Raw genomic sequence first — 21,258 nt, forward strand, 5'->3', positions numbered from 1 at the left:
ATTTGAAGATTACTATCGTTTTCAATTTTTCAAAATGAATTAATTTTCAAATCAATGAGCGGCATTTATCTTCACATTCCCTTTTGCAAACAAGCCTGTCACTATTGTGATTTTCATTTTTCGACTTCAATGAAAAAGAAAAAAGAAATGATGGCAATGATGGTGCGCGAGATCGCTTTACGAAGCGATTGGTTTTCTGGAAGTACCCCAACAGTAATCGAGACAATTTATTTTGGAGGCGGGACACCTAGTGTATTGGATAGTGCCGATTTAAATTTTTTATTGGATACGATAAATAAACACTTCAAGGTTGGAAGTTCCCCAGAAATCACGGTTGAAGCAAATCCCGATGATTTAACCTCAGATTATCTAAAAGCTTTATCAAGAACTCCGGTAAACCGTTTATCAATAGGTGTACAGTCTTTTTTTGAAGAGGATTTACGTCTAATGAATCGTGCTCATAATGCAACGCAAGCTCTTGCAAGTGTTCAAATGGCAACCGATTTTTTTGATTCGATTTCATTGGATTTAATTTACGGTATTCCGGGATTAACCGATGAAAAATGGACGCATAATATAAATACAGCCTTGCAATTGGGGGTGTCGCACATATCGAGTTATGCTTTAACAGTTGAATCGAAAACGGCTTTGGCTCATTTTGTCAAAAAAGGGATTATTCCCAAGCCCGATGATGCCCAAGCCCAAGCCCAATTTTTAATGATAATCGACCAGTTAGAAGCCCATGATTTTGTGCATTATGAATTGTCTAATTTTGCGAAAGAAGGGTATTTTTCAAAAAATAATTCGGCCTATTGGTTAGGAAAACCGTATTTAGGGATTGGTCCTTCTGCCCATAGTTTTAATGGGGCTCAGCGCGGTTGGAATGTATCCAATAATTCCCAATATATTCATGCACTTCACGAAAATCTATTGCCCTTAGAAGTGGAAACTCTTTCGCTAAACGATCGCTATAATGAATATGTAATGACAGGATTGCGAACAATTTGGGGGGTGGATTTGGGTCGTTTGGAAACCGAGTTTGGACCGCGATTTAAAACGTATTTTGTGCAACAAGCAGCTTCGCATTTGGAGCAGCATTTGCTCTACATTGACGGAGAAATTGTGCGCACTACACGAAAAGGTAAATTTTTAAGTGACGGGATTGCAAGTGATTTATTTCTTCTGAATTTGTAAATTTACTGCAAAAGTCCAAAGCGTTTTTAAAATTTAAATCATGATATTTACTCTCGATTCTTTTTCAATTGATACCTCAAAACCAATCGATATTTCATTACCATTAACCAATTCCGAATCCAATCCGATTGCCTGGTATTTAGCGCATCCCGTAATTGAGCCTGTTCGTTTTGGCGACTGGGTTGGTAGGGTATCCGAAGGGAGTTCGACTAATTTTAATTCTATTCATTTTAATCCCCATGGGCATGGAACGCATACGGAATGTTTAGGGCATATTACTAAGGCATTTTATAGTATCAATAAAGCCTTAACGACTTTTTTTTTTAAAGCGGAATTGATTTCTATTAGCCCAGAATCGAGTAATGGTGATGGAATTATAACCAAAAATCAAGTTGAAAACGCATTGGCTGGAAAAACACCCGAAGCCGTGGTGATTCGAACACTTCCGAATCATACATCCAAAATGCATCAAAATTATTCCCATACCAATCCGCCCTATCTCGCCGAAGATGCTGCGCATTTTTTACGAGAAATCGGAGTGCAGCATTTACTCATTGATTTGCCAAGTGTCGATCGCGAAGAAGATGGAGGCGCATTGCTGGCTCATAAAGCGTTTTGGAATGTAAAAAATACAAATCAACTCAATGCCGATGCGCGTATGGAAAGTACAATTACAGAATTAGTTTTTGTCCCCGATTCCGTTCAGGATGGATCGTATTTATTAAACCTACAAATTGCATCGTTTGAAAATGATGCTTCGCCCAGTAAACCGGTTTTGTATGCAGTAAGCAGTGTTCAGTAAGCAGTGTTCAGTGAGCAGTTAGCAGTCAAAGTTTTAAAAATACATTATGGATATACAACAGCTTTATGACTATTGCCTTTCAAAAAAAGGGGTGACCGAACATTTTCCATTTGATGAAGATACATTGGTTTTTAAAGTGATGGGAAAGATGTTTTGTTTGGCCTCATTGCATGAATGGGAGCAAGGAAATCCATCCTTAAATTTAAAATGTGATCCCGATTATGCTTTGGTCCTTCGAGACGAATTTGAAAGTGTACAACCCGGGTATCATTCGAATAAAAAACATTGGAATACGGTTTATGTAAATCGAGAAATACCCGATAAGAAAGTTATTCATTTTATCAATCATTCGTATGAATTGGTGGCTGCCAAATTGCCTAAAAAGGAGCGCGAAATATTACGTAACATGGGGTGAACTTTTTGAATAGTTGTCGAAATAATTTAAATTATACTTATTTTCAATGTTTAGGCATTACTTTTGTTGCAAGTAAAACGATTTAAAAATGGATTGTTTTTCCTAATTAAAATAAAGCATTCGAATATTATGTTGGATAATCTCAAAAAAATTCTCAACGAAGATCAAGATCCCAAAGCCATTGAAAAAATTACGGCTAAATTGGAAAATTTACTAATGACTCATGAAGTAGTGGGCTATATTGCGGTTCAAAAAAAACCAGCGATTACGGTCTTTCCCGATAGTATTGTGGTGACTAATAAACGTATTATTTTGTGTAAACCTAAAAACCTAGGATTGTCTATGGAGTTTATCGATTACGATTGGGATACCATTGAAGCTACCTTTGTAAAAGAGGGTATTCTAGGTTCTGATTTTACGTTTACTACCCAATCCGATTTGACACATACCGTAGATTATTTGCCCAAAAATCAAGCTCGAAAACTCTACACGTTTGCCAAAGAACAATTGGATACCCTGAAAAATTCAGCACCTGTAGTTCAAACACCCGTTGCCGAAGTAATTCCAGAAATTGTAGAAGAACCCGAGGTTGAGGAAGTCACACATTATGCTGAAATGATTTCCGCTACTGCAGTTGAAATGCCAGCGGTATCAACGGAATCGGGAGAAAAGAAACTCAGTGATTTGTCTAATGAAGAATTATTTGAAAAATTACAGAACTATAAAAAACTTTTAGACAACGGTTTAATTCTTCAGGGGGAATATGACCGATTAAAAGCCGAGATTTTAAATTACTTATAGCTTACGATTTTTTGAAATTAGATGCGCATTGCTTTTGTACATGCGCATTTTTTAATTCTATCGACAGCATTCGTCTATAGTTAGGGTCTTTTCAACGAATTTTTATTGAGTAAAGATTTGAAATTTAAAATATTAGCATTTCATTTGCTTAAGCTTTATTAGGCTAATTGATATAAAAATCGAAAAATCAATCGTTATTTTAGAGTAAAATATGATGTATGAAAATCCAAATCTGGACTATCTTGAGCAGCTGGCCGCTGGAGATCTAACGGTTCGGAAGACGATTTATGCGCTCATGGTCAATGAGTTTGATTCAGATTTTGAAGCCTACAAAAAGGCAAAATTGCAAAATGATGCCCAGGCCTGTATTGCCCTCGTTCATCGGCTGAAACATAAAATTGGTTTTCTAGGCATGGAATATTCGTACCAAATCGCCAATCGATATGAAGTTGAATTACGTCGCAATTCGGATCGTTTTGCTGCCGAGTTTGATGCAGTACTAGATCAAATACACGAATTTATTCAAAAAACACCGCAATTATGAAATGTGTAATTGTAGATGATGAATTGCTAGCGCGCGAGATTTTGTCGCATTTGGTTTTAAAAACACCTGATCTAATTACAGTAGCGGCTTTTTCTAATGCTATTGACTTGATTAAGTTTATCAATACCAAACCCGAATTGGACTTAATTTTTTTGGACATTCACCTGCCTAATTTTTCAGGTTTTGACTTTCTACAAACCATGAATGATTTGCCACTGGTGGTTATTGTTTCTAATGATGAAAATTTAGCATTAGAGGCTTTTAATTATGATTGTATTGTAGATTATTTAGTAAAACCGGTTAAACCCAAACGATTTGAACGCGCTATGGAACGTGTACGTATGAAAATGCATGTTGGGTATATTCATCCTGCTGATTCAAATGGCCCTCAGGAAATTTTTGTCAATATTGATAAACGCATTATAAAAATTGAATTAAACTCTATTAACTACCTTAAAGCTAATGGTGATTATGTGCAAATAATAACCGAACAACAAAGTTATCGCGTGCATTCTACGCTAACCCAATTGCAAGTAAAATTACCCAAATCGCAGTTCGTTAAAACCCATCGGTCCTATATTGTCAATATTGCCAAAGTCAATGCTGTTAAAGACACTACAGTAGTAATTGGTAAAGATGCTATTCCGGTTAGTAAAAACAACCGCGAGGAACTAATAGAGCTATTGAATAGGGTTTGATAGATGCGCCAATAGGGTGGTCATTTGCTTTTTTGCAAGGTTGCGCTTCACTATTAAAATTTGGTTAAAATACTATTTATTTCATTTGTTTTGTTTTTAAAATCGGCAGTTTTGTTTAATTTTGTAACAAACTCCTTGTACATTTTATCTACCATAATGGATACGTTAGTTTATAAAAATAAATTTGGTCAGCTCTTTGAATCACACTTTAGTATTTTACAATCCGGATTTATGCAGGATTACGCTTATGCAAGTCTTCGTAAAATTCAACTATTAAAAACCCGAAATTATCAATACAATAAAATGCTGTTTTTGCTTTCAATTGCAACGGCATTAATTGGTTTTTCGCTTCGTTCTATTAGTCCCTTACTTTTCGTATTGGGTTGTATCATGAGCGTAGTGTTACTTTATTTTTGCTTTCGAATAAAAAAATACCGCTATCAATTACAACTTCGAACTACAAATAGCGAGTATATACGTGTGGAAGTAGCAAAAGCGCTTGTTGAAGATGCTAAAACACTGGTTCGTAAACTGAATCGAAAACTCAAAAAAGGTTCAAATTATTTGCAAGCGGGATAAAAATGGCACAACCAAAACTAGCCGTATATGATACGTCAAAAGGATTTTCTTCGTTTGTAAAACATTATTTTGCTAAGGAGATTTCTATTGAAGTTTGTACGAGTAAAAAGAAATTTAGTTTAGCGTGGTTTAATGATTTTCACTATTGTTTTTTTGTGGTTAATGATGTTGAAGATCTTTTTAATCTGATGAAAGTCGCACCACTCCAAAATAATTTGGTAGTCGGATCAACCCATTCAATTTTGGAAATGAAAATAAAGTCAATCCAAGATTCAAACTTTACGATTATTGATTTAAGTTTAAATAAAAACGATTTGTTACAGTATATGACGGCCTATTTAAAACGCAATCAATTGATAGAATAATTAGATTGCCGTAGCCTTAGTTATCCGATTTATTTAGCTTTCGTTGATTTATTCCTTTTTTGTTTACCGGTTTTAGAATCTCAAAATCAAAAATAGACTTATAAAAAAAGGCTGTTTCGTTAGAGACAGCCTTGTATATTATTTACTTAATTCAACAAAGTATTTATAAAAAAGCGGTATCGTTTCAATACCTTTTAGGTAATTAAAGATGCCGTAATGTTCATTTGGCGAATGGATTGCGTCACTATCAAGCCCAAATCCCATCAAAATTGTTTTCGATTTCAACTCTTTTTCAAACAACGCTACAATAGGAATACTTCCACCAGATCGCACCGGAATGGCAGGAACTCCAAAAGTTTCAGTATAGGCTTTATTAGCCGCTTGATATCCAATACTGTCAATGGGTGTAACATAACCTTGTCCTCCATGATGCGGAGTTACTTTTACCTTTACAGCAGGCGGTGCAATACTAATAAAGTGTTTGGTAAACAAGTCGGTAATTTCTTCCCAATCTTGATTGGGGACTAAGCGCATGGAGATTTTTGCATATGCCTTACTTGCAATTACGGTTTTTGCGCCTTCACCTGTATACCCGCCCCAAATTCCATTGACATCCAGAGTTGGGCGTATGGAGTTGCGCTCATTGGTAGTATAGCCTTGTTCACCATAAACATCGGTAATGTCTAAGGCTTTTTTATAGGCCTCTTCACTGTAGGGGCGTTTTGCCATTTCAGCACGCTCGGCCAAGGACAATTCCTCAACTTTATCGTAAAAGCCGGGTATAGTAATGTGGTTGTTTTCGTCGTGTAACGAGGCGATCATTTTTGCTAAAACATTAATTGGATTAGCTACGGCACCGCCATAAAGTCCGGAATGTAAATCGCGATTAGGTCCAGTAACTTCTACTTCTACATAACTCAAACCGCGCAGCCCTGTTGTAATTGACGGTTGCTGGTTGGAAATCATGCCCGTATCTGAAATTAATATTACATCATTGGCCAATTTCTCTTGATTGTGCTCAACAAACCAGCTCAATGATTTCGAACCTACTTCTTCTTCGCCTTCGATCATGAATTTCACATTACAAGGTAAAGAATCGGTTTGAATCATATATTCAAATGCCTTTACATGCATAAAAACTTGCCCTTTGTCGTCACAAGCTCCACGCGCAAAGATAGCGCCTTCGGGATGGATATCGGTAGTTTTTATAACCGGTTCAAAAGGTGGTGACTCCCATAATTCAATTGGGTCGGGGGGCTGCACATCATAATGACCATAGACCAATACAGTGGGTAAATTGGGGTCAATAATTTTTTCACCATAAACGATAGGATATCCGGGTGTTTCACACAGCTCGACCGTATCGCATCCAGCCTGAATTAAACTTTCTTTAATTGCGATAGCGGTGTCAATTACATCTTGTGCATAAGCACTATCGGCACTTACGGAGGGTATTTTAAGTAATTCTATAAGTTCGTTGATAAAACGCGCTTTGTGGGTTTGAACATAGTGTTTAATTGATTCCATTTTTATTTAATTAATAAATCAAAGATAGGAATTCAAATTTCAATCGGTACTATTCTAAATTCCAAATTTTTCAATTCAGATGCTTTTTTTGGGAAATTAGAAATTGCCCTTTGGAAATTCAAAATATTACCTATATTTGCAGTCACAATTTTTGCGGGTGTGGCGAAATTGGTAGACGTGCCAGACTTAGGATCTGGTGCCGCAAGGCGTGTAGGTTCGAGTCCTATCACCCGCACTTTATAAATCCTTTAATAGCAAGCGTTAAAGGATTTTTTATTTTTAAGATTTCTTGCTGCGCAAAGTCTCCCGACTTTGAGCCTGTAATTACAAATAAAGAAAAAACACTAAGCCAAGAGTCTTCGCGGAGCTTTTTTAAACTTTAAAAGTGTTAAATAAATAACTATTTTTTATGAATTTGATAGAATTACTTTATTAGTTTAAAATATTTGTTATTTTTGAACTTGTTTTTTTTGAATCTATGAAAAAATATTTATTACTCATTGCTTTTTCAACGTTGATATTAGGTGTTATAGCAGCCTGCTCAGACGACGATGCGACTTATGTTCCCGTTTCTCCGGTTACGGTCGATTTGACTCAGGTGCCCTATGCGAAGTTATCGGATTATCATTTTTTTGAAGGCCCTATCAAACTACAACAACCTTCTTTAAATGTTTTGCCTTACGAACCTGCAAGTGGACTTTTTACCGATTATGCGTTAAAAAAACGTTTCATTTGGATGCCTGAAGGTGTAAAAGCAACTTATAATGCTGCCAATAAAGTTTTTGAATTTCCTGTTGGAACGGTCCTTATCAAAACCTTTTATTACAATACGGTACAGCCGAATAATACAACTAAAATTATCGAGACACGATTAATGATAAGAAAATCCGATCGATGGTATTTTTATGAATATTTATGGAATGCCGATCAAACCGATGCCGATTTGGTAGAAGGACCTGACTTTGAGAACGGTGATGTGGTTAACCTAACCTTTAAAAAGCCCAACAATGAAATAATCAATATTGATTATCGAATTCCCTCCGAAGCCGAATGCTATGCATGTCATAAAATCAATGAAGTTCGAACACCTATAGGACTCAAACCTCAAAATATAAACCACAATTATCCCTATAGTGAAGGTTCTAAAAATCAGTTACAGAAGCTATTTGAACAAGGTTATCTTGAAAATTATCCAACCTCAATTGCTTCTATAGTTGATTACCGCGATACCTCACAACCATTGGAACTTCGTGTTCGTTCGTATTTAGACATCAATTGTGCGCATTGCCACCAAGATCTCGGGCGATGTGATTATAGAGCTTTGCGTTTTGGTTTTGCCGAAACTACAAATCCTACCAATCTTGGAATGTGTATTGATGCCGATGAACCGTTTGATCCTATATTTAAATTGATTAGTCCGGGTAATGCTGACAAATCAGTTATTCATTATCGAATCAGTACTACCGAAGAAAGCATGCGAATGCCTTTATTGGGAAGGACGATTAATCATGATGAAGGAATCGCTTTAATAGAAGAGTGGATTAATTCAATGACTAATTCCTGTAATTAAAATAAAAATTAACCAAACAATTTAATGTAATGAGAAAAATTTTATCTTTTTTATTTCTGTTGTCATTGACGATTGCTTCTGCGCAATCGAGTTGTGCTACAGCAGTGTCCGTAACCTTAAACTCAACGACTACAGCACCTGCATTCACTAATGAAACAGGAACAGCGCCTTCTCTTTTATGTGGATTAGCGAATGGAGCGGGGACTAAAGGCAAATGGTATAGTTTTACACCCACACAAAACATGAGTGTTACAGTTTCTACCGTCTTACCACAAAACGGCACAAAAGATACACGACTCATTGTGTATTCGGGTGCTTGTACAGGATTAGTTTGTGTTGGTGCAAATGATGATTTTAATGGTGCAAATACCTCACAGGTTACCTTCAATGCAATTGCAGGGACTACATATACTATAGCTTTTGATAATCGTTACAGTCAGTCGACCTTTGACTTTACTGTAATGGAGTCGGCACCAGCTGCTCCCGATCGTTTATCCTTTACCTCACAAGCTGTTGCAGGTATAACTGGAAATTACAACAATTGTGTTGTGGATATGAATGGTGATTATAAAGATGATATTGTATCTGCAATTAGTACTACTCAATTGGCTATTTCCTACCAACAAGCGGGTGGTACATTTACTACTTCAACCTATACAGTTGCCAGTACATCAGTATTGCCTTCATGGAGTATTGCTGCTGGAGATTATGATGGCAATGGATTTAATGATTTAATTTATGGTTCAGGTAGTGGCGTAGTTTTCTTAAAAGCAAACAGCACTGGGACTGGATTTACAACCGACAGAAAAACGCAAAGTTATTTAGTGCAGCGCACCAACTTTGTTGATATTAACAATGACGGTAAATTAGACGCTTTCGCTTGTGATGATAATGCGCCTAACCGCTATTATATGAATGATGGAACCAATTTAAATCATGTTCAAGGAGGAATTGGTGATTTTGCTACAGGAGGTAATTATGCTACCAATTGGTTTGACTATGACAACGATGGTGACCTTGATGTGTATATTTCAAAATGTGGACAAGGAGGTTCAGGTGTTGGAGGAAATATTGACCAATTATTTAATAACAACGGATCAGGGGTATATACTAATGTTGCTGCTGCTGCCAATATGGCTAATCCCGAGCAAACATGGTCTGGTGCAGTAGGCGATTTTAATAATGACGGTTGGGTTGATGTTGTGGTTGGCGTTAATTCAAATTCAAATGGTACTACCAATGTAAAAAGAAATAATGGAGACGGTACATTCACAAGTGTAACCCAAGGTTCAGGGTATGACACCATAACAAGTGTGGGTAGAGAATATGTGGCTCAAGATTTTGATAATGATGGTTTCTTAGATGTATTGGGTGCCGGAAGAACCATTATGTTTGGCGATGGAGCATTCCATTTTACACCAAATCCAAATCAATATGCTATTTCTGATTATGATCGTCCAATCGGGGATTTAAATAATGATGGATTTCTAGATATTCAAAATGGAACGAATGTTTTGTTTAATAACGGGAATTCAAACAAATGGATAAAAATAAATCTTCAAGGGGTACAAAGTAACCGAAATGGAATAGGGGCTCGAATAGAAATTTATGGTTCATGGGGGAAACAAATTAGAGATGTTTTAAGCGGTACAGGTTTTCAAAATATGAGTACACTAACGGCACATTTTGGAATTGGCCAAGCTACAGCAATTGATCAATTAATTATTAGATGGCCTTCGGGAATTGTAGATGTAATTTCAAATCCGTTACCGAATCAAGCGCTATTGGTTGTTGAGGGTTCTTCAGTTTTAGGGAATGTTTCGTATTTAAATTCAACATTTACAGTTTATCCTAACCCTGCATCGACGAGTTTGCAAATCAAAACTCCAGATAATATTGTGATAAAAAGCGCTCAAGTTTTTGATTTAACAGGTCGAATGATTCTTGATGCACCAATGATCAACAATACCTTGAATATAGCAACCTTAAATACAGGAACCTATATTTTAGTAGTTGCTGATACCACAGGAAAAGCCTATTCACAACGATTTATAAAAGAGTAATTTTTCCTAAGAAGGATATTTAAGGAATATTCAATAGTATATTTAAATGATTTAAAAGACCAGGATTTTAGTGTTATAGCTTGTCCTGGTTTTTTTATCATTGAAATGGGGAGTCGCTAGTTTCGTAAATCTATTCTATTGATTTTCTATAAAATCCATTCTTTTTTCTTAAATTTCAAAAATCAAAATCGAACCCGCGCTGATGAGAACTAGTATACTATTTTTACTTTTAGTGATTTTTAATGGTAGTGTAAGTGCACAAGTGCCGGTAAATTCACCCACGCCTTATTTTCTTTGCGACATGGCAAATGATGGAGTGGAAACCTATGATTTAAGTCTTAAAAATGCAGAAATTCTTGGAAATTTATCACCAAATAATTACACGGTTTCCTATCATATAAGTTCAATCGATGCAAATACGGGATCATTTCCACTACCCTTGCTTTATACAAATTCGGCTTGGAACCTGGTAGTTTATCCACGGGTAACCGAAAATGCAAACCCCAATAATTTTGGAGTAACAATTTTGGAATTGGGATTAAATCAACAACCCAACGCTCCCACGGTTACCGTGACGGCTTGTTCAAATACCCCTGGTGCACCTTGCTTTGATTTAACATCTATAAACAACTCAATTACAGGAGGTAATCCTGATTTGGCTATTCAGTATTTTCAAATGCAAGCCGACGCGTATGCCGGTTCAAATCCATTAGTCAATCCGAGTTGTTATATGAGTTTGGTTGCAACACCTACGCTTTTACCGGTATATTATCGAATTGTTAATTTGACTACCGGTTGTTTTAATGTAGGTTCGATTCAATTGGTGTATGTTATGTGCAGCACCTGTCCTTTACCCAATGTTTCTACAGGTTCGATTACTCAAAATGGAGCAGAGATAAATTTGAATACAGTTGCTTCTAATCCGATTGTAGGATGGGAGCTTGCTGTTCAACCCGTTGGTGGACCACCTCCCAATCAAGGAGTTTTTGTTTCTGCTTCAACGGCTATTTATTATTTGACCGGACTTCAATGTGGAACAAGTTATGAAGTATATGCAAAAACAATTTGTGCCAACAATCCTTACGATTCGAGTACTTGGTCGGGCCCAATCAATTTTACTACTACTGCCTGCGGTCCTCAATATGGTCAACCGCTTTCTTTTCAAGCCTGTGTAGATGGAACCAACTTAGCGTGTTTTGATTTGACAACAAATAATGCGCCTTTATTGGGAACTCATGATCCGAATCAGCATACCATTACCTACCATTTAAGTCCCAATGAAGCACAAGTGGGTGTAAATCCAATCGATACTAATTTTTGCACTGGGGTAGGATCAAATATGGTATATGCACGAGTAGCTCGAAATGACGGAAGCTATTTTACATCTGTAGTGTTTTTTTATGTAGAATCGTATCGATACAATACAACCCCTAACCAAGAGTATTCGCAATGTGATCAAGACAATAATGGAGTAATTGTATTCAATTTAACCACATTGTCCGCTCAACTGAATTCTACAAACACCTTTGAATATTATTTATCAACTCCTGCGGCTGAGAGTCAACAGAATCCAATTGCTTCTCCATCGGCATTTACTGTCAATGTGCAAGGCAATTCAATTCCGATTTACATCCGAGAAATAATCCCTAATGCCTGTGATACGATACATATTTTTAGTATTCGAACCTTTGGTAATTGCAACACGGCTTCAACCTGTCAAGGAGCAAATTCGTTATGCGGAAATCTAGGTATTCCTTTTGCCAATACAGTAAATATCGCATCAACTGGTCCTTCAGGATGTTTAAACACAACACCTAACCCTACTTGGTTTTATATGCCCGTTAGCCAAGCGGGTGTTTTAAATTTGCGAATAGAACAAAATATGGATGTAAGTTTCTTTGGACCGCAGTTGGATGTAGATTATGCAATTTATGGCCCATTTACCGATCCTTTATCGGCTTGCATGCAAACTACTCCAAATACAATTGTGAGCTGTAGTTATTCAGCTGCTACTATTGAATATCCATCCTTTTATGCGCAGGCGGGAAAATATTATTTAGTGATGGTAACTAATTTTAGTAATTCACCAGGATATATTCGTATAAGTAATATGGGTAGTCAGGCGGTAATTGATTGTAGTGGAATGCAATTTCAAGCTTTTTTGGACAGCAATTCAAATGGAACTATGGATACTGGAGAAGCGCCGTTTCCTCTTGGGGGTTATACCTTTGAGCTAAATAATGATGGTGTAATTCATAATTATTCCAATCCCTTTGGATCTCTTTCAATATATGATTTAAACGCAGCAAATACCTATGATGTAGGTTTTACTATTCAGTCCAATTATGCTAGCATGTATGCAGTAAATCCGGCTACGCTGTCTAATTTATCCATAACACCCGGAAGTGGTATTCAAAATTATTATTTTCCAATAACGGTTGCTCAGGCTTACAATGATTTGTCTGTTTACCTAGTTAGTATGAGTTCGCCACGACCAGGATTTCTTCATACACAACGGGTATATTATAAAAATTTAGGCAATCAATTAATTACTACTGGAGCTGTAAATTATACAAAGGATTCTCGTTTAACTCTTGTAGGTTTGCCTTCTGGTGCTACAGCTACTACCAATGGTTTGACTTATGGGTTTGCTAATTTGGCTCCTTTTGAAACGCGTTATTTTGATATCACGCTTCAAGTTCCAGCAGTGCCACTGGTAAATTCGGGAGATGTTTTGGTATCTACTGCTGCTATAACGCCTTTAAATGGCGATTCAGTTCCAACCAACAACGATTTTAGTTTGAGTGAATTGGTTGTCAATGCTTACGATCCCAATGATAAAATGGAAGCTCATGGTAGAGAAATTGTACATGAGCAGTTTACCACTGATGATTATTTATATTATACGATTCGTTTTGAAAATACAGGAACGGCAAGCGCGATTAATGTTCGCATAACCGATGAATTGGACGCGCAGTTGGACGAAACTACGGTAGCTGTAGTAGCGTCGAGTCATTCGTATAATTTAGATCGAATCGGGTCGCAACTTACATTTAATTTCCCTTTGATAGACTTACCGGTTTCTGTAGCAAATACATTAATAGGGAAAGGATTTATTGTGTTCAAAGTAAAACCTCGTCCAGGATTTGCGATTGGGGATTTAATTCCAAACACAGCCTCTATTTATTTTGATTTTAACCCTCCTATTATTACCAATACATTTGAAACCCTATTCGTAGCTCCGCTTGCTACAACTGAATTTGATTCAAATAGGGTAACGATTTATCCAAATCCTACGAGTTCTAGCATTACACTTGATTTTGGAGCGTTACCTAGTGGAGGTTTAAAGCTTGAAATTTTCTCCCAATTAGGTGCTTTAGTAACAGAACAAACCCTGTCGGGGACTACGCATGATCACATAGACGTGAGTAAACTAGAAAGTGGGCTCTATATGCTACGGATTACTACTGCTGATCAAAAGAAATTCGACTATAAACTCGTTAAGAACTAAAAATAATGGCTGTGGAATCACAGCCATTATTTATTTAAAATTGTACCCTCCACCAAAAAGGGTTAAAAGCCTTTAAGGGTAAAGTTGATTACGAGAATGAATTTCGAAAGCGAATAGAATGCTAAAAGATTACTTTGAACGAGTAATCCATTGGTTTACTTTTTGTTCCAACAAAGCCAATGGCATTACACCCGACTCCAATACAATTTGATGAAATTGCTTGATATCAAAGTCTTTTCCTAGCTTTTTTTGTGCGTTATCGCGTAACTCACGTATTTTTAATTGACCAATTTTGTAGGATAAGGCTTGACCTGGAATTGCCATGTAGCGTTCAATTTCGGCAATAATACTAGCTTCACTTTCGGCTTCGTTTTCAAGTGAAAACTGAATGGCTTGTTCGCGTGTCCAGCCTTTGGTATGTATTCCAGTATCTACAACCAAGCGAATTGCCCGGTGCATTTCATTGCTTAACATTCCAAAATATTGAAACGGGTCTTTATACAATCCCAGTTCGGTACCTAAGCTTTCGGTATATAGAGCCCACCCTTCACCATAAGCGCCAAACCAATTGAATTTTCGGAAATCGGGTAAAGCTTTGTTTTCTTGTTGTAAAGAAATTTGAAAATGATGCCCCGGAATTGCTTCATGCAAAAATAGATCTTCGTCTCCATAATAATTGTATTTTGCAATATCAGGAATCGGCACATAAAAAGTGCCCGGGCGCGATCCATCGGCTGCTCCTTGAACATATTCAGCACTTGCTGTTTTTTCGCGAAAAGCTTCGGTACGCTTTATACGAAATGGCGTTTTGGGTTGCAATGCAAAGAGTTTGTCTACATTGGGTTTGATGGTCGTATGAATTTTTTCAAAATTAGCGATTACCTCTTCCGGAGTTTTAAAAGGCATAAGTTCTTTTTTATTGCGAACAAAATCAAAAAATGCTATGATACTCCCCTGGAACCCAACCTGAGTTTTCACTTTTTCCATTTCCATTTTGATACGCGCAACTTCTTTCAACCCGAGTTCATGAATTTCGTTCGGACTTTTAGTGGTCGTTGTCCATTGCTTTGCTAATGAAGTATACCATGCATTACCTCCCGACAAACTGCCAATTCCACTGGTTTTTCGTGCTATTGGTAAATAGTCGTTTATTAAAAAAGTAACCATACGTTCATACGAGGGCACCAAGCGCTTTTGAATAGATTGCTTGTATTCTTGAGCTAATTGGTCTTGTGTAACCCGGTCAATTGACTTTGGAAATTTTGTAATAGCCGAGTAGAATAAATGCTTTTCGGGTTGGTCGGTAACCATTTCCTCAAATTGAGGAAGTAATTTTTCTGCGAGTGCCTTGGGCAAAACATAATTTTTTGCCATTCCTTTTTTCATATAAACTTGAGCAGAATCCATCCATTGTGCGAATAGGTCCATACGTTTCAGAAAATTGCGGTAATCCTTTTCGTTTTTAAAGGGTTGCGCACTTTCTGCACCTGCATATTGTCCCATGGTAAGATGTGTTCCCGAAAATTGATTTAGCGGAATCAGATTGCTCGGGTGTTGGAGCATTTCTTTACCTACCTGCACTTCCCATTTTATTATGTCGTAACTAATTTTCTCTTCAGATGTTAATTCTTCGTAATTTACTTTTTTTAATGCTTTTTCTGTGTTTTCAAAAAACACTTTTTGTTCATTACGGTAACTATCCGTCATTTCAAATTGCAATTGATCATTAAATTGCGATTCGCCATTTACTGTTGCTTCTAAAGGATTTAATCGATTTTTGCCATCGAAATAATCTTTGGTTATTTGGGTAAAATCAACTTCTGATTGTTTTGATCCGCAGCTAGTAAACAAAACAAGAAAAGTTGTTATTGCTAATAAATAGTGTGTTTTTTTCATTTTTTTTATGATTAAGAATTCAAAGCCTCGACGATAATATCTTGGTCGTTTAACATGTCTTTGAGCATATTTTCAATTCCATTTTTCAACGTAAAGGTCGAAGATGGACAACCGTTGCATGACCCTTGTAAAACCACTTTTACCCGTTTGGTAGATTCATCAAATGAATCAAACAGTATATTGCCCCCATCTGCAGCAACGGCTGGCTTTACATATTCTTCCAGAATATTAATGATTTGTTGCGAGGTGGTATCGAGTTTGTCAAAATTTTTGATTTGTTGTTTCTCTTGTTGAGGTATGCTTTGTACTAACGTTTCATCTACAACCACACCACCGTTTTCAATGTATTCTTTAATGAATGTTCGCATTTCAAGCGTAATTTCGTCCCAAGAAGCGACTTCATATTTGGTAATAGAAATATAATTTTCATCGATAAATAGTTCTTTTATAAAAGGAAATTGGAAAAGTGCTTTCGCCAAGGGTGAGGCTTGACAATCATCGATGCTTTTACATTCAATCGCATGCGAAGTGATTTTGCGATTAATAACAAATTTCAACGTCGCTGGATTGGGTGTGGTTTCGCCATAGACAGAAATGGGGATTTTTTTTGATGTAGTGTCTTCAATCACAATTGTACCACCGTCGTTGACAAAAGCTTCAATTTGTGCAGCAACTTCTTCTTGAACATCTGACCATTCTACAATGCTAAAGCGTTCAATAGCAATAAAATTACCTGAGATATAGACCGTTTTGACAAAAGGAAGGTAAAATAACTTTTGTGCAAGAGGCGAATTTTTAGTTTCGTCGATATTTTTGTATTCGTAATTTCTTCCTTTCGTAATAAACTCTGGAAATTCGAATTTTAGTATCGTTGGATTTTGGGTTTCTTTTATTGAAATTTTCATAGTTTTAAGGGTAATTTCTGCAAATTTAACAAAGATATTTTGGGAGAAATACTATATTTGAAGTTTTAAATAATTATTTAACACTATAGACGTTATCCTTTAAGGATTGCACTTCAAATTTAAGAGCAAATGAAAGGAAAAATACTATTCATTTTACTAGCATGTCAATTTGGTTTTTCCCAAGCGATAAATGTAGATGTCACTACGTTCAATGTACCTCAATTGGTACGTGAAAAATTATTCAATTTACCTCCTGGAGTTTCAAGTAACTCTTGTACAGGGTCGATTTCTAATATTACGTGGAGTACAGGGACAAATTTTGGATCTGAAAACGGAATTGGTTATTTCACCAATACAAATGCCAATTTTCCATTATCTTCAGGGGTAATTTTAAGTACTGGACGTGCTTTAGCTGCTGCCGGTCCAAATCAAAATATTCAGAGTAACGGGAACTGGCCTGGGGATAATGAGTTGTTTAATTACATAGATGGTTTGGGAATTGATCCATTACTTATTGATTACAATAATGCAACAATACTTGAATTTGATTTTGTGCCTTTAACCACTTCGATGAGTTTTGATTTCGTTTTTGCCTCAGAAGAATATGGGACTTTTCAATGTGATTATTCGGATGCTTTTGCATTTTTCTTGACAAATACCACAGCGGGTACCCCTACGACTAATTTAGCTTTAGTTCCCAATACAACTATTCCGATTTCGGTAACTACTATACGAAATAATGCAAATAATGCTGGGTGTAATTCACAAAATCAAGCCTATTTTGGAAATTATACAAACGGTAATATTGGTAATGCGGCTTCATTAGCTGCGCCAACAAATTTTAACGGGAATACGGTTCGAATGACGGCTTCTTCAGCGGTTGTTCCCAATAATACCTATCATATTAAATTGGTGATTGCCGATAGAAATGATGATTCGTATGACTCGGCTGTGTTTTTGGGAGCCGGTAGTTTTAACTTTCCTTTGCAAACGGGAGGGTTTGGTTTGGATGGTTACTTAATTGCAGATCAAACAGCAATCTGTCATGGTGCAACGCGCCCTGTTTTTGCGCAATCAACTCCTACGCCAGGCGCTAGTTATCAGTGGTTTTTCAACGGAGCTCCTATTCCGAATTCCAATAACAATACGTATGTAATTTCGCAACCAGGTAATTATTCGGTGACAATTACGTTACCCAACGGGACTACCCAAAGCAGTTGTCCATTTCCAGTTGAATATTACCCTCCAATGCCTGTTGGAAATCCAAATAATTTATTCCAACCGGCCTCCAATCCAGTATTTAACCTCGATCAAAATACAGCGGTAGTTTTAAATGGATTGGATCCATTTGACTATGAAATATCGTATCACTTAACGTTAGCAGATGCTCAAAATATTGCCAATCCGATAACCAACACCACAGCATATACAGCCCTTGCCAATGGTCAAACAATTTATGTTGTTGCTTTGGAAACGGGAGGGAATGGATGTATTCTTGTGCAACAATTTACATTGAATTTAACTTCAGTTAGTTGCCAAACGATTAGCACTTCATCACCCGATCAAACACTATGTCAAGGCGCAGATCCTTCAGTATTTTCTGTAAGTACAAGTGCAACAGGAACCAATGCAATTCAATTTGTTTATTTTACATCGCCTCAATCTGGTAGTGCAATGTATTCTGGTGGTACTCCATTAGCTTCGGTTACCCCAAGTGCTGGGAATGCCTCATTTGATGCAGGTATCCTTGGAAATTCAGGATCATTACCTAATGCTGCTGGGACGTATTATGTTTATGCAATTTTAAATCCAACTCCTACGGATCCTAATTGTCGTCCGTTTCAAGAAATTGAAGTGGTTGTAAATAATGCTGCTTTTGCAGGAAATGATGGGACATATGCTGCTTGCCAAAATGATGCCACACCTATTAATTTAGCCACCGTAATTTCGGGTCAGCAAACAGGAGGGATATGGGTGAGAACTTCGGGTTCTGGAGGTATTTTTAATGCTGGCGCTGGAACATTTACACCATCAGTAAACGCAGTATCGAGTACCTTTACGTATACCATTGCTGGAACTGCACCTTGTCCTAACGATAGTAGTGTTGCTAGCATTACGATAATAGCTCCTGCCGATGCGGGTCTCGATGGGGGTACAACTGCTTGTGAAACAAGTACTACTGCCATCGATTTATTTGGTTTAATTACAAATGAACAGCCTGGCGGTACATGGGTTCAAACTACAGGTTCGGGCGGAACATTGAATGCAGTTGCAGGTACTTTTACACCTGCTCTGGGAGCAACTTCATCTACGTTTACCTATACTGTTGCCGGAATAGCTCCTTGTTCTTCAGATAGTAGTATTGCAACAGTTACCATAGTTCCCGCTGCAAATGCTGGTCTTGACGGTGTATTTACAGCTTGTGAATTTGATCCAACTCCAATTGATTTATTTACGGTTATCACGGGTGAACAAACGGGAGGAACATGGGTAAGAACCTCGGGAACAGGTGGAACTTTTAATGCGGCAGCGGGTACGTTTGCACCTGCACTTGGAGCTACTAATAGTACATTTACGTACACAGTAAATGGCACTTCACCATGTCCAAATGATAGCAGTATTGCTTCAATTACAGTCAATCAAAATTCAGATGCGGGAATTAGTGGCAGCACTACCGTATGTGAATCTAGTTCAACGGCTATTGACTTGTTTAGTTTAATTTCGGGCGAACAATTGGGAGGTACTTGGTCACGTAATACTGGAACAGGTGGAGTATTTGATGCTATTGCGGGTACATTTACACCTGCTGTTGGTGCTACTTCGAGTACATTTACCTATACGCTTACTGCTACACCTCCATGTTTGGGTGATTCTAGTACAGCTACTATTTCCATTTTACCTCAACCTAATGCGGGCAATAGCGGAAGTTTTTCCATTTGTAGTAATAATCCAGTCACCATCAATTTAAATACAATAATCTCTGGTCAACAGGCGGGAGGAACGTGGGTGCGTACTACAGGTACAGGAGGTATTTTTAATGCTGCTGCAGGAACGTTTAATCTAACTGTTGGAGCTACTTCAAGTTCATTTACCTACACAGTTTCTGGTACAGCACCATGTGTTAATTCAAGCAGTGTAGCATCAATTAATATTGTTCCTCAAGCTAATGCAGGTGTTGATGGTGCTACCACAGTTTGCGAGACTAGTGGAACACCTGTCGATTTGAATAGTTTAATAACCGGTGAACAAATTGGAGGGACTTGGGTTAGAACTTCTGGAACAGGAGGGGTGTTTAATGCTTTAGCTGGTACCTTTTTGCCTGCAGTCGGTGCTACAAATAGTGTGTTTACGTATACAGTTCCAGGCACTTCGCCTTGTGCAGATGATACTAGTGAAGTAGTGATAACCATTCAGCCTCAACCTTCAGCTGGTTTTGATGGAGCAATTACGATTTGTAATACGGATGCTAATACAATTGATTTATTCAGTTTAATCACAGGAGAGCAAGCGGGTGGTTCTTGGGTAAGAACTTCCGGAACAGGTGGTGTTTTTAATGCAGTTCTCGGGACTTTTACACCGAGTTTGAATACGGTATTGAGTACATTTACCTATACGATAACAGGAGTAGCGCCTTGTGTTGCAGATAGTAGTTTGGCTACTGTTAATGTAACAATCCAACCCACTGCTGGAAATGATGGTAGTATTAATGTTTGTGAAACCAGTACTACGACAATTAATTTATTCAATTTAATAACGGGTGAGCAATCCGGTGGTACATGGTCGAGAACATCAGGAGTTGGCGGTGTTTTTGATGCAATAAATGGCACTTATACTCCTTCAATTGGAGCAACAACAAGTACCTTTACCTATACGCTTTCAGGTTCAACTCCATGTGTGCCTGATTCAAGTTTAGCTACGGTGTCAATTTTTCCAGCACCCGATGCGGGACTAGACGGTTCAATTACGCTGTGCCAAAATACTACGCCAATAGTATTAACTTCATTGATTTCTGGCGAACAAGCTGGTGGTACTTGGATAAGAACATCGGGAACGGGTGGTGTATTTAATTCGAGTGCAGGTACTTTTGTACCCGATTTTACCGCTACATTAAGTACTTTTACCTATACAGTAGCAGGTGCTGCTCCATGTTTATCTGACTCAAGTACTGCGACTGTGAATCCAATCACTGCTCCCCCAGCCACATCCCCCACACCGTATGTTGTTTGTGACGACAACAACGATGGTGTTGCGTGTACGTTTGTTTTGGGAACAAAGATTCCGGAGATTACAACCGATCCTAGCGTTCAGGTTTCGTTCCATTTGACCTTAACCGATGCGCAAACCAGTTCTAATCCTATTGCTTCCAATGTTCCTTTCTGTAATAATGA

The 21,258-nt window shown here is 37.5% G+C and carries 15 protein-coding genes and 1 tRNA gene; 13 read left to right on the plus strand and 3 right to left on the minus strand.

The window, feature by feature from the left end:
* The first annotated feature begins 54 nt into the window (after positions 1-54).
* From hemW to Q0039_RS03640, 8 genes are all read left to right on the plus strand, one after another.
* Positions 55-1,194 (plus strand): radical SAM family heme chaperone HemW, encoded by a 1,140-nt coding sequence (hemW, locus tag Q0039_RS03605; RefSeq protein WP_297509196.1) that lies wholly within the window; start codon positions 55-57, stop codon positions 1,192-1,194.
* Between the two features lie 40 nt (positions 1,195-1,234).
* Positions 1,235-1,996, plus strand: coding sequence for a cyclase family protein (locus Q0039_RS03610; protein ID WP_297509198.1), 762 nt, complete (start codon positions 1,235-1,237; stop codon positions 1,994-1,996).
* 46 nt (positions 1,997-2,042) lie between these two features.
* On the plus strand, positions 2,043-2,411 hold the full coding sequence (locus Q0039_RS03615) for an MmcQ/YjbR family DNA-binding protein (RefSeq protein ID WP_297509201.1): 369 nt from the start codon (positions 2,043-2,045) through the stop codon (positions 2,409-2,411).
* Positions 2,412-2,540: 129 nt separating this feature from the next.
* Positions 2,541-3,212 (plus strand): PH domain-containing protein, encoded by a 672-nt coding sequence (locus Q0039_RS03620; RefSeq protein ID WP_297509204.1) that lies wholly within the window; start codon positions 2,541-2,543, stop codon positions 3,210-3,212.
* Between the two features lie 211 nt (positions 3,213-3,423).
* The gene (locus Q0039_RS03625) at positions 3,424-3,756 is read left to right on the plus strand and encodes an Hpt domain-containing protein (RefSeq protein ID WP_297509207.1); all 333 of its coding nucleotides are present in this window, start codon (positions 3,424-3,426) and stop codon (positions 3,754-3,756) included.
* Positions 3,753-4,454: a LytTR family DNA-binding domain-containing protein gene (locus Q0039_RS03630; RefSeq protein WP_297509211.1), complete on the plus strand. Its 702-nt coding sequence runs from the start codon at positions 3,753-3,755 to the stop codon at positions 4,452-4,454. The genes Q0039_RS03625 and Q0039_RS03630 overlap by 4 nt, the downstream gene beginning before the upstream one ends.
* 156 nt (positions 4,455-4,610) lie before the next feature.
* The gene (locus tag Q0039_RS03635) at positions 4,611-5,033 is read left to right on the plus strand and encodes a hypothetical protein (RefSeq protein ID WP_297509214.1); all 423 of its coding nucleotides are present in this window, start codon (positions 4,611-4,613) and stop codon (positions 5,031-5,033) included.
* Between the two features lie 2 nt (positions 5,034-5,035).
* Positions 5,036-5,398 (plus strand): hypothetical protein, encoded by a 363-nt coding sequence (locus Q0039_RS03640; RefSeq protein WP_297509217.1) that lies wholly within the window; start codon positions 5,036-5,038, stop codon positions 5,396-5,398.
* Positions 5,399-5,536: 138 nt separating this feature from the next.
* On the opposite strand, the gene Q0039_RS03645 is transcribed toward Q0039_RS03640, so the two are convergent.
* Positions 5,537-6,925, minus strand: a complete 1,389-nt coding sequence (locus Q0039_RS03645) for a dipeptidase (RefSeq protein ID WP_297509220.1) — start codon at positions 6,923-6,925, stop codon at positions 5,537-5,539.
* 153 nt (positions 6,926-7,078) lie between these two features.
* On the opposite strand from Q0039_RS03645, the gene Q0039_RS03650 reads away from it, so the two are divergent.
* The 4 genes from Q0039_RS03650 (at position 7,079) to Q0039_RS03665 (ending at position 14,069) form a co-directional block, all read left to right on the plus strand.
* Positions 7,079-7,160, plus strand: a tRNA-Leu gene (locus Q0039_RS03650).
* 243 nt (positions 7,161-7,403) lie between these two features.
* Positions 7,404-8,495 (plus strand): hypothetical protein, encoded by a 1,092-nt coding sequence (locus Q0039_RS03655; protein WP_297509223.1) that lies wholly within the window; start codon positions 7,404-7,406, stop codon positions 8,493-8,495.
* A 29-nt stretch (positions 8,496-8,524) separates the two neighbouring features.
* Positions 8,525-10,558 carry an FG-GAP-like repeat-containing protein gene (locus tag Q0039_RS03660; protein ID WP_297509228.1) on the plus strand — a complete coding sequence of 678 codons (2,034 nt, stop codon included), beginning with the start codon at positions 8,525-8,527 and terminating at the stop codon, positions 10,556-10,558.
* A gap of 202 nt (positions 10,559-10,760) precedes the next feature.
* Positions 10,761-14,069, plus strand: a complete 3,309-nt coding sequence (locus Q0039_RS03665) for a T9SS type A sorting domain-containing protein (protein ID WP_297509230.1) — start codon at positions 10,761-10,763, stop codon at positions 14,067-14,069.
* 129 nt (positions 14,070-14,198) lie between these two features.
* Here the strand turns inward: Q0039_RS03665 and Q0039_RS03670 are convergent, their stop codons facing one another.
* Both Q0039_RS03670 and Q0039_RS03675 read right to left on the minus strand, forming a co-directional pair.
* Positions 14,199-15,965: a DUF885 family protein gene (locus Q0039_RS03670; protein WP_297509233.1), complete on the minus strand. Its 1,767-nt coding sequence runs from the start codon at positions 15,963-15,965 to the stop codon at positions 14,199-14,201.
* A gap of 11 nt (positions 15,966-15,976) precedes the next feature.
* Positions 15,977-16,870 (minus strand): NifU N-terminal domain-containing protein, encoded by an 894-nt coding sequence (locus tag Q0039_RS03675; protein ID WP_297509237.1) that lies wholly within the window; start codon positions 16,868-16,870, stop codon positions 15,977-15,979.
* A 129-nt stretch (positions 16,871-16,999) separates the two neighbouring features.
* Between Q0039_RS03675 and Q0039_RS03680 the strand changes: the two genes are divergently transcribed.
* Positions 17,000-21,258: choice-of-anchor L domain-containing protein (locus Q0039_RS03680; protein WP_297509240.1), on the plus strand; the 4,259-nt coding region annotated here is incomplete at its 3' end.

Source organism: Flavobacterium sp., assembly GCF_027484945.1.
In the GTDB taxonomy this organism is placed as follows: domain Bacteria; phylum Bacteroidota; class Bacteroidia; order Flavobacteriales; family Flavobacteriaceae; genus Flavobacterium.

Coding starts and splice junctions, on each gene's coding strand:
- Q0039_RS03665 (WP_297509230.1), top strand. CDS start 10,761: ATGAGAACTAGTATACTATTTTTACTTTTAGTGATTTTTAATGGTAGT.
- Q0039_RS03615 (WP_297509201.1), top strand. CDS start 2,043: ATGGATATACAACAGCTTTATGACTATTGCCTTTCAAAAAAAGGGGTG.
- Q0039_RS03610 (WP_297509198.1), top strand. CDS start 1,235: ATGATATTTACTCTCGATTCTTTTTCAATTGATACCTCAAAACCAATC.
- Q0039_RS03645 (WP_297509220.1), bottom strand. CDS start 6,925: ATGGAATCAATTAAACACTATGTTCAAACCCACAAAGCGCGTTTTATC.
- Q0039_RS03625 (WP_297509207.1), top strand. CDS start 3,424: ATGATGTATGAAAATCCAAATCTGGACTATCTTGAGCAGCTGGCCGCT.
- hemW (WP_297509196.1), top strand. CDS start 55: ATGAGCGGCATTTATCTTCACATTCCCTTTTGCAAACAAGCCTGTCAC.
- Q0039_RS03640 (WP_297509217.1), top strand. CDS start 5,036: ATGGCACAACCAAAACTAGCCGTATATGATACGTCAAAAGGATTTTCT.
- Q0039_RS03630 (WP_297509211.1), top strand. CDS start 3,753: ATGAAATGTGTAATTGTAGATGATGAATTGCTAGCGCGCGAGATTTTG.
- Q0039_RS03635 (WP_297509214.1), top strand. CDS start 4,611: ATGGATACGTTAGTTTATAAAAATAAATTTGGTCAGCTCTTTGAATCA.
- Q0039_RS03655 (WP_297509223.1), top strand. CDS start 7,404: ATGAAAAAATATTTATTACTCATTGCTTTTTCAACGTTGATATTAGGT.
- Q0039_RS03675 (WP_297509237.1), bottom strand. CDS start 16,870: ATGAAAATTTCAATAAAAGAAACCCAAAATCCAACGATACTAAAATTC.
- Q0039_RS03620 (WP_297509204.1), top strand. CDS start 2,541: ATGTTGGATAATCTCAAAAAAATTCTCAACGAAGATCAAGATCCCAAA.
- Q0039_RS03660 (WP_297509228.1), top strand. CDS start 8,525: ATGAGAAAAATTTTATCTTTTTTATTTCTGTTGTCATTGACGATTGCT.
- Q0039_RS03670 (WP_297509233.1), bottom strand. CDS start 15,965: ATGAAAAAAACACACTATTTATTAGCAATAACAACTTTTCTTGTTTTG.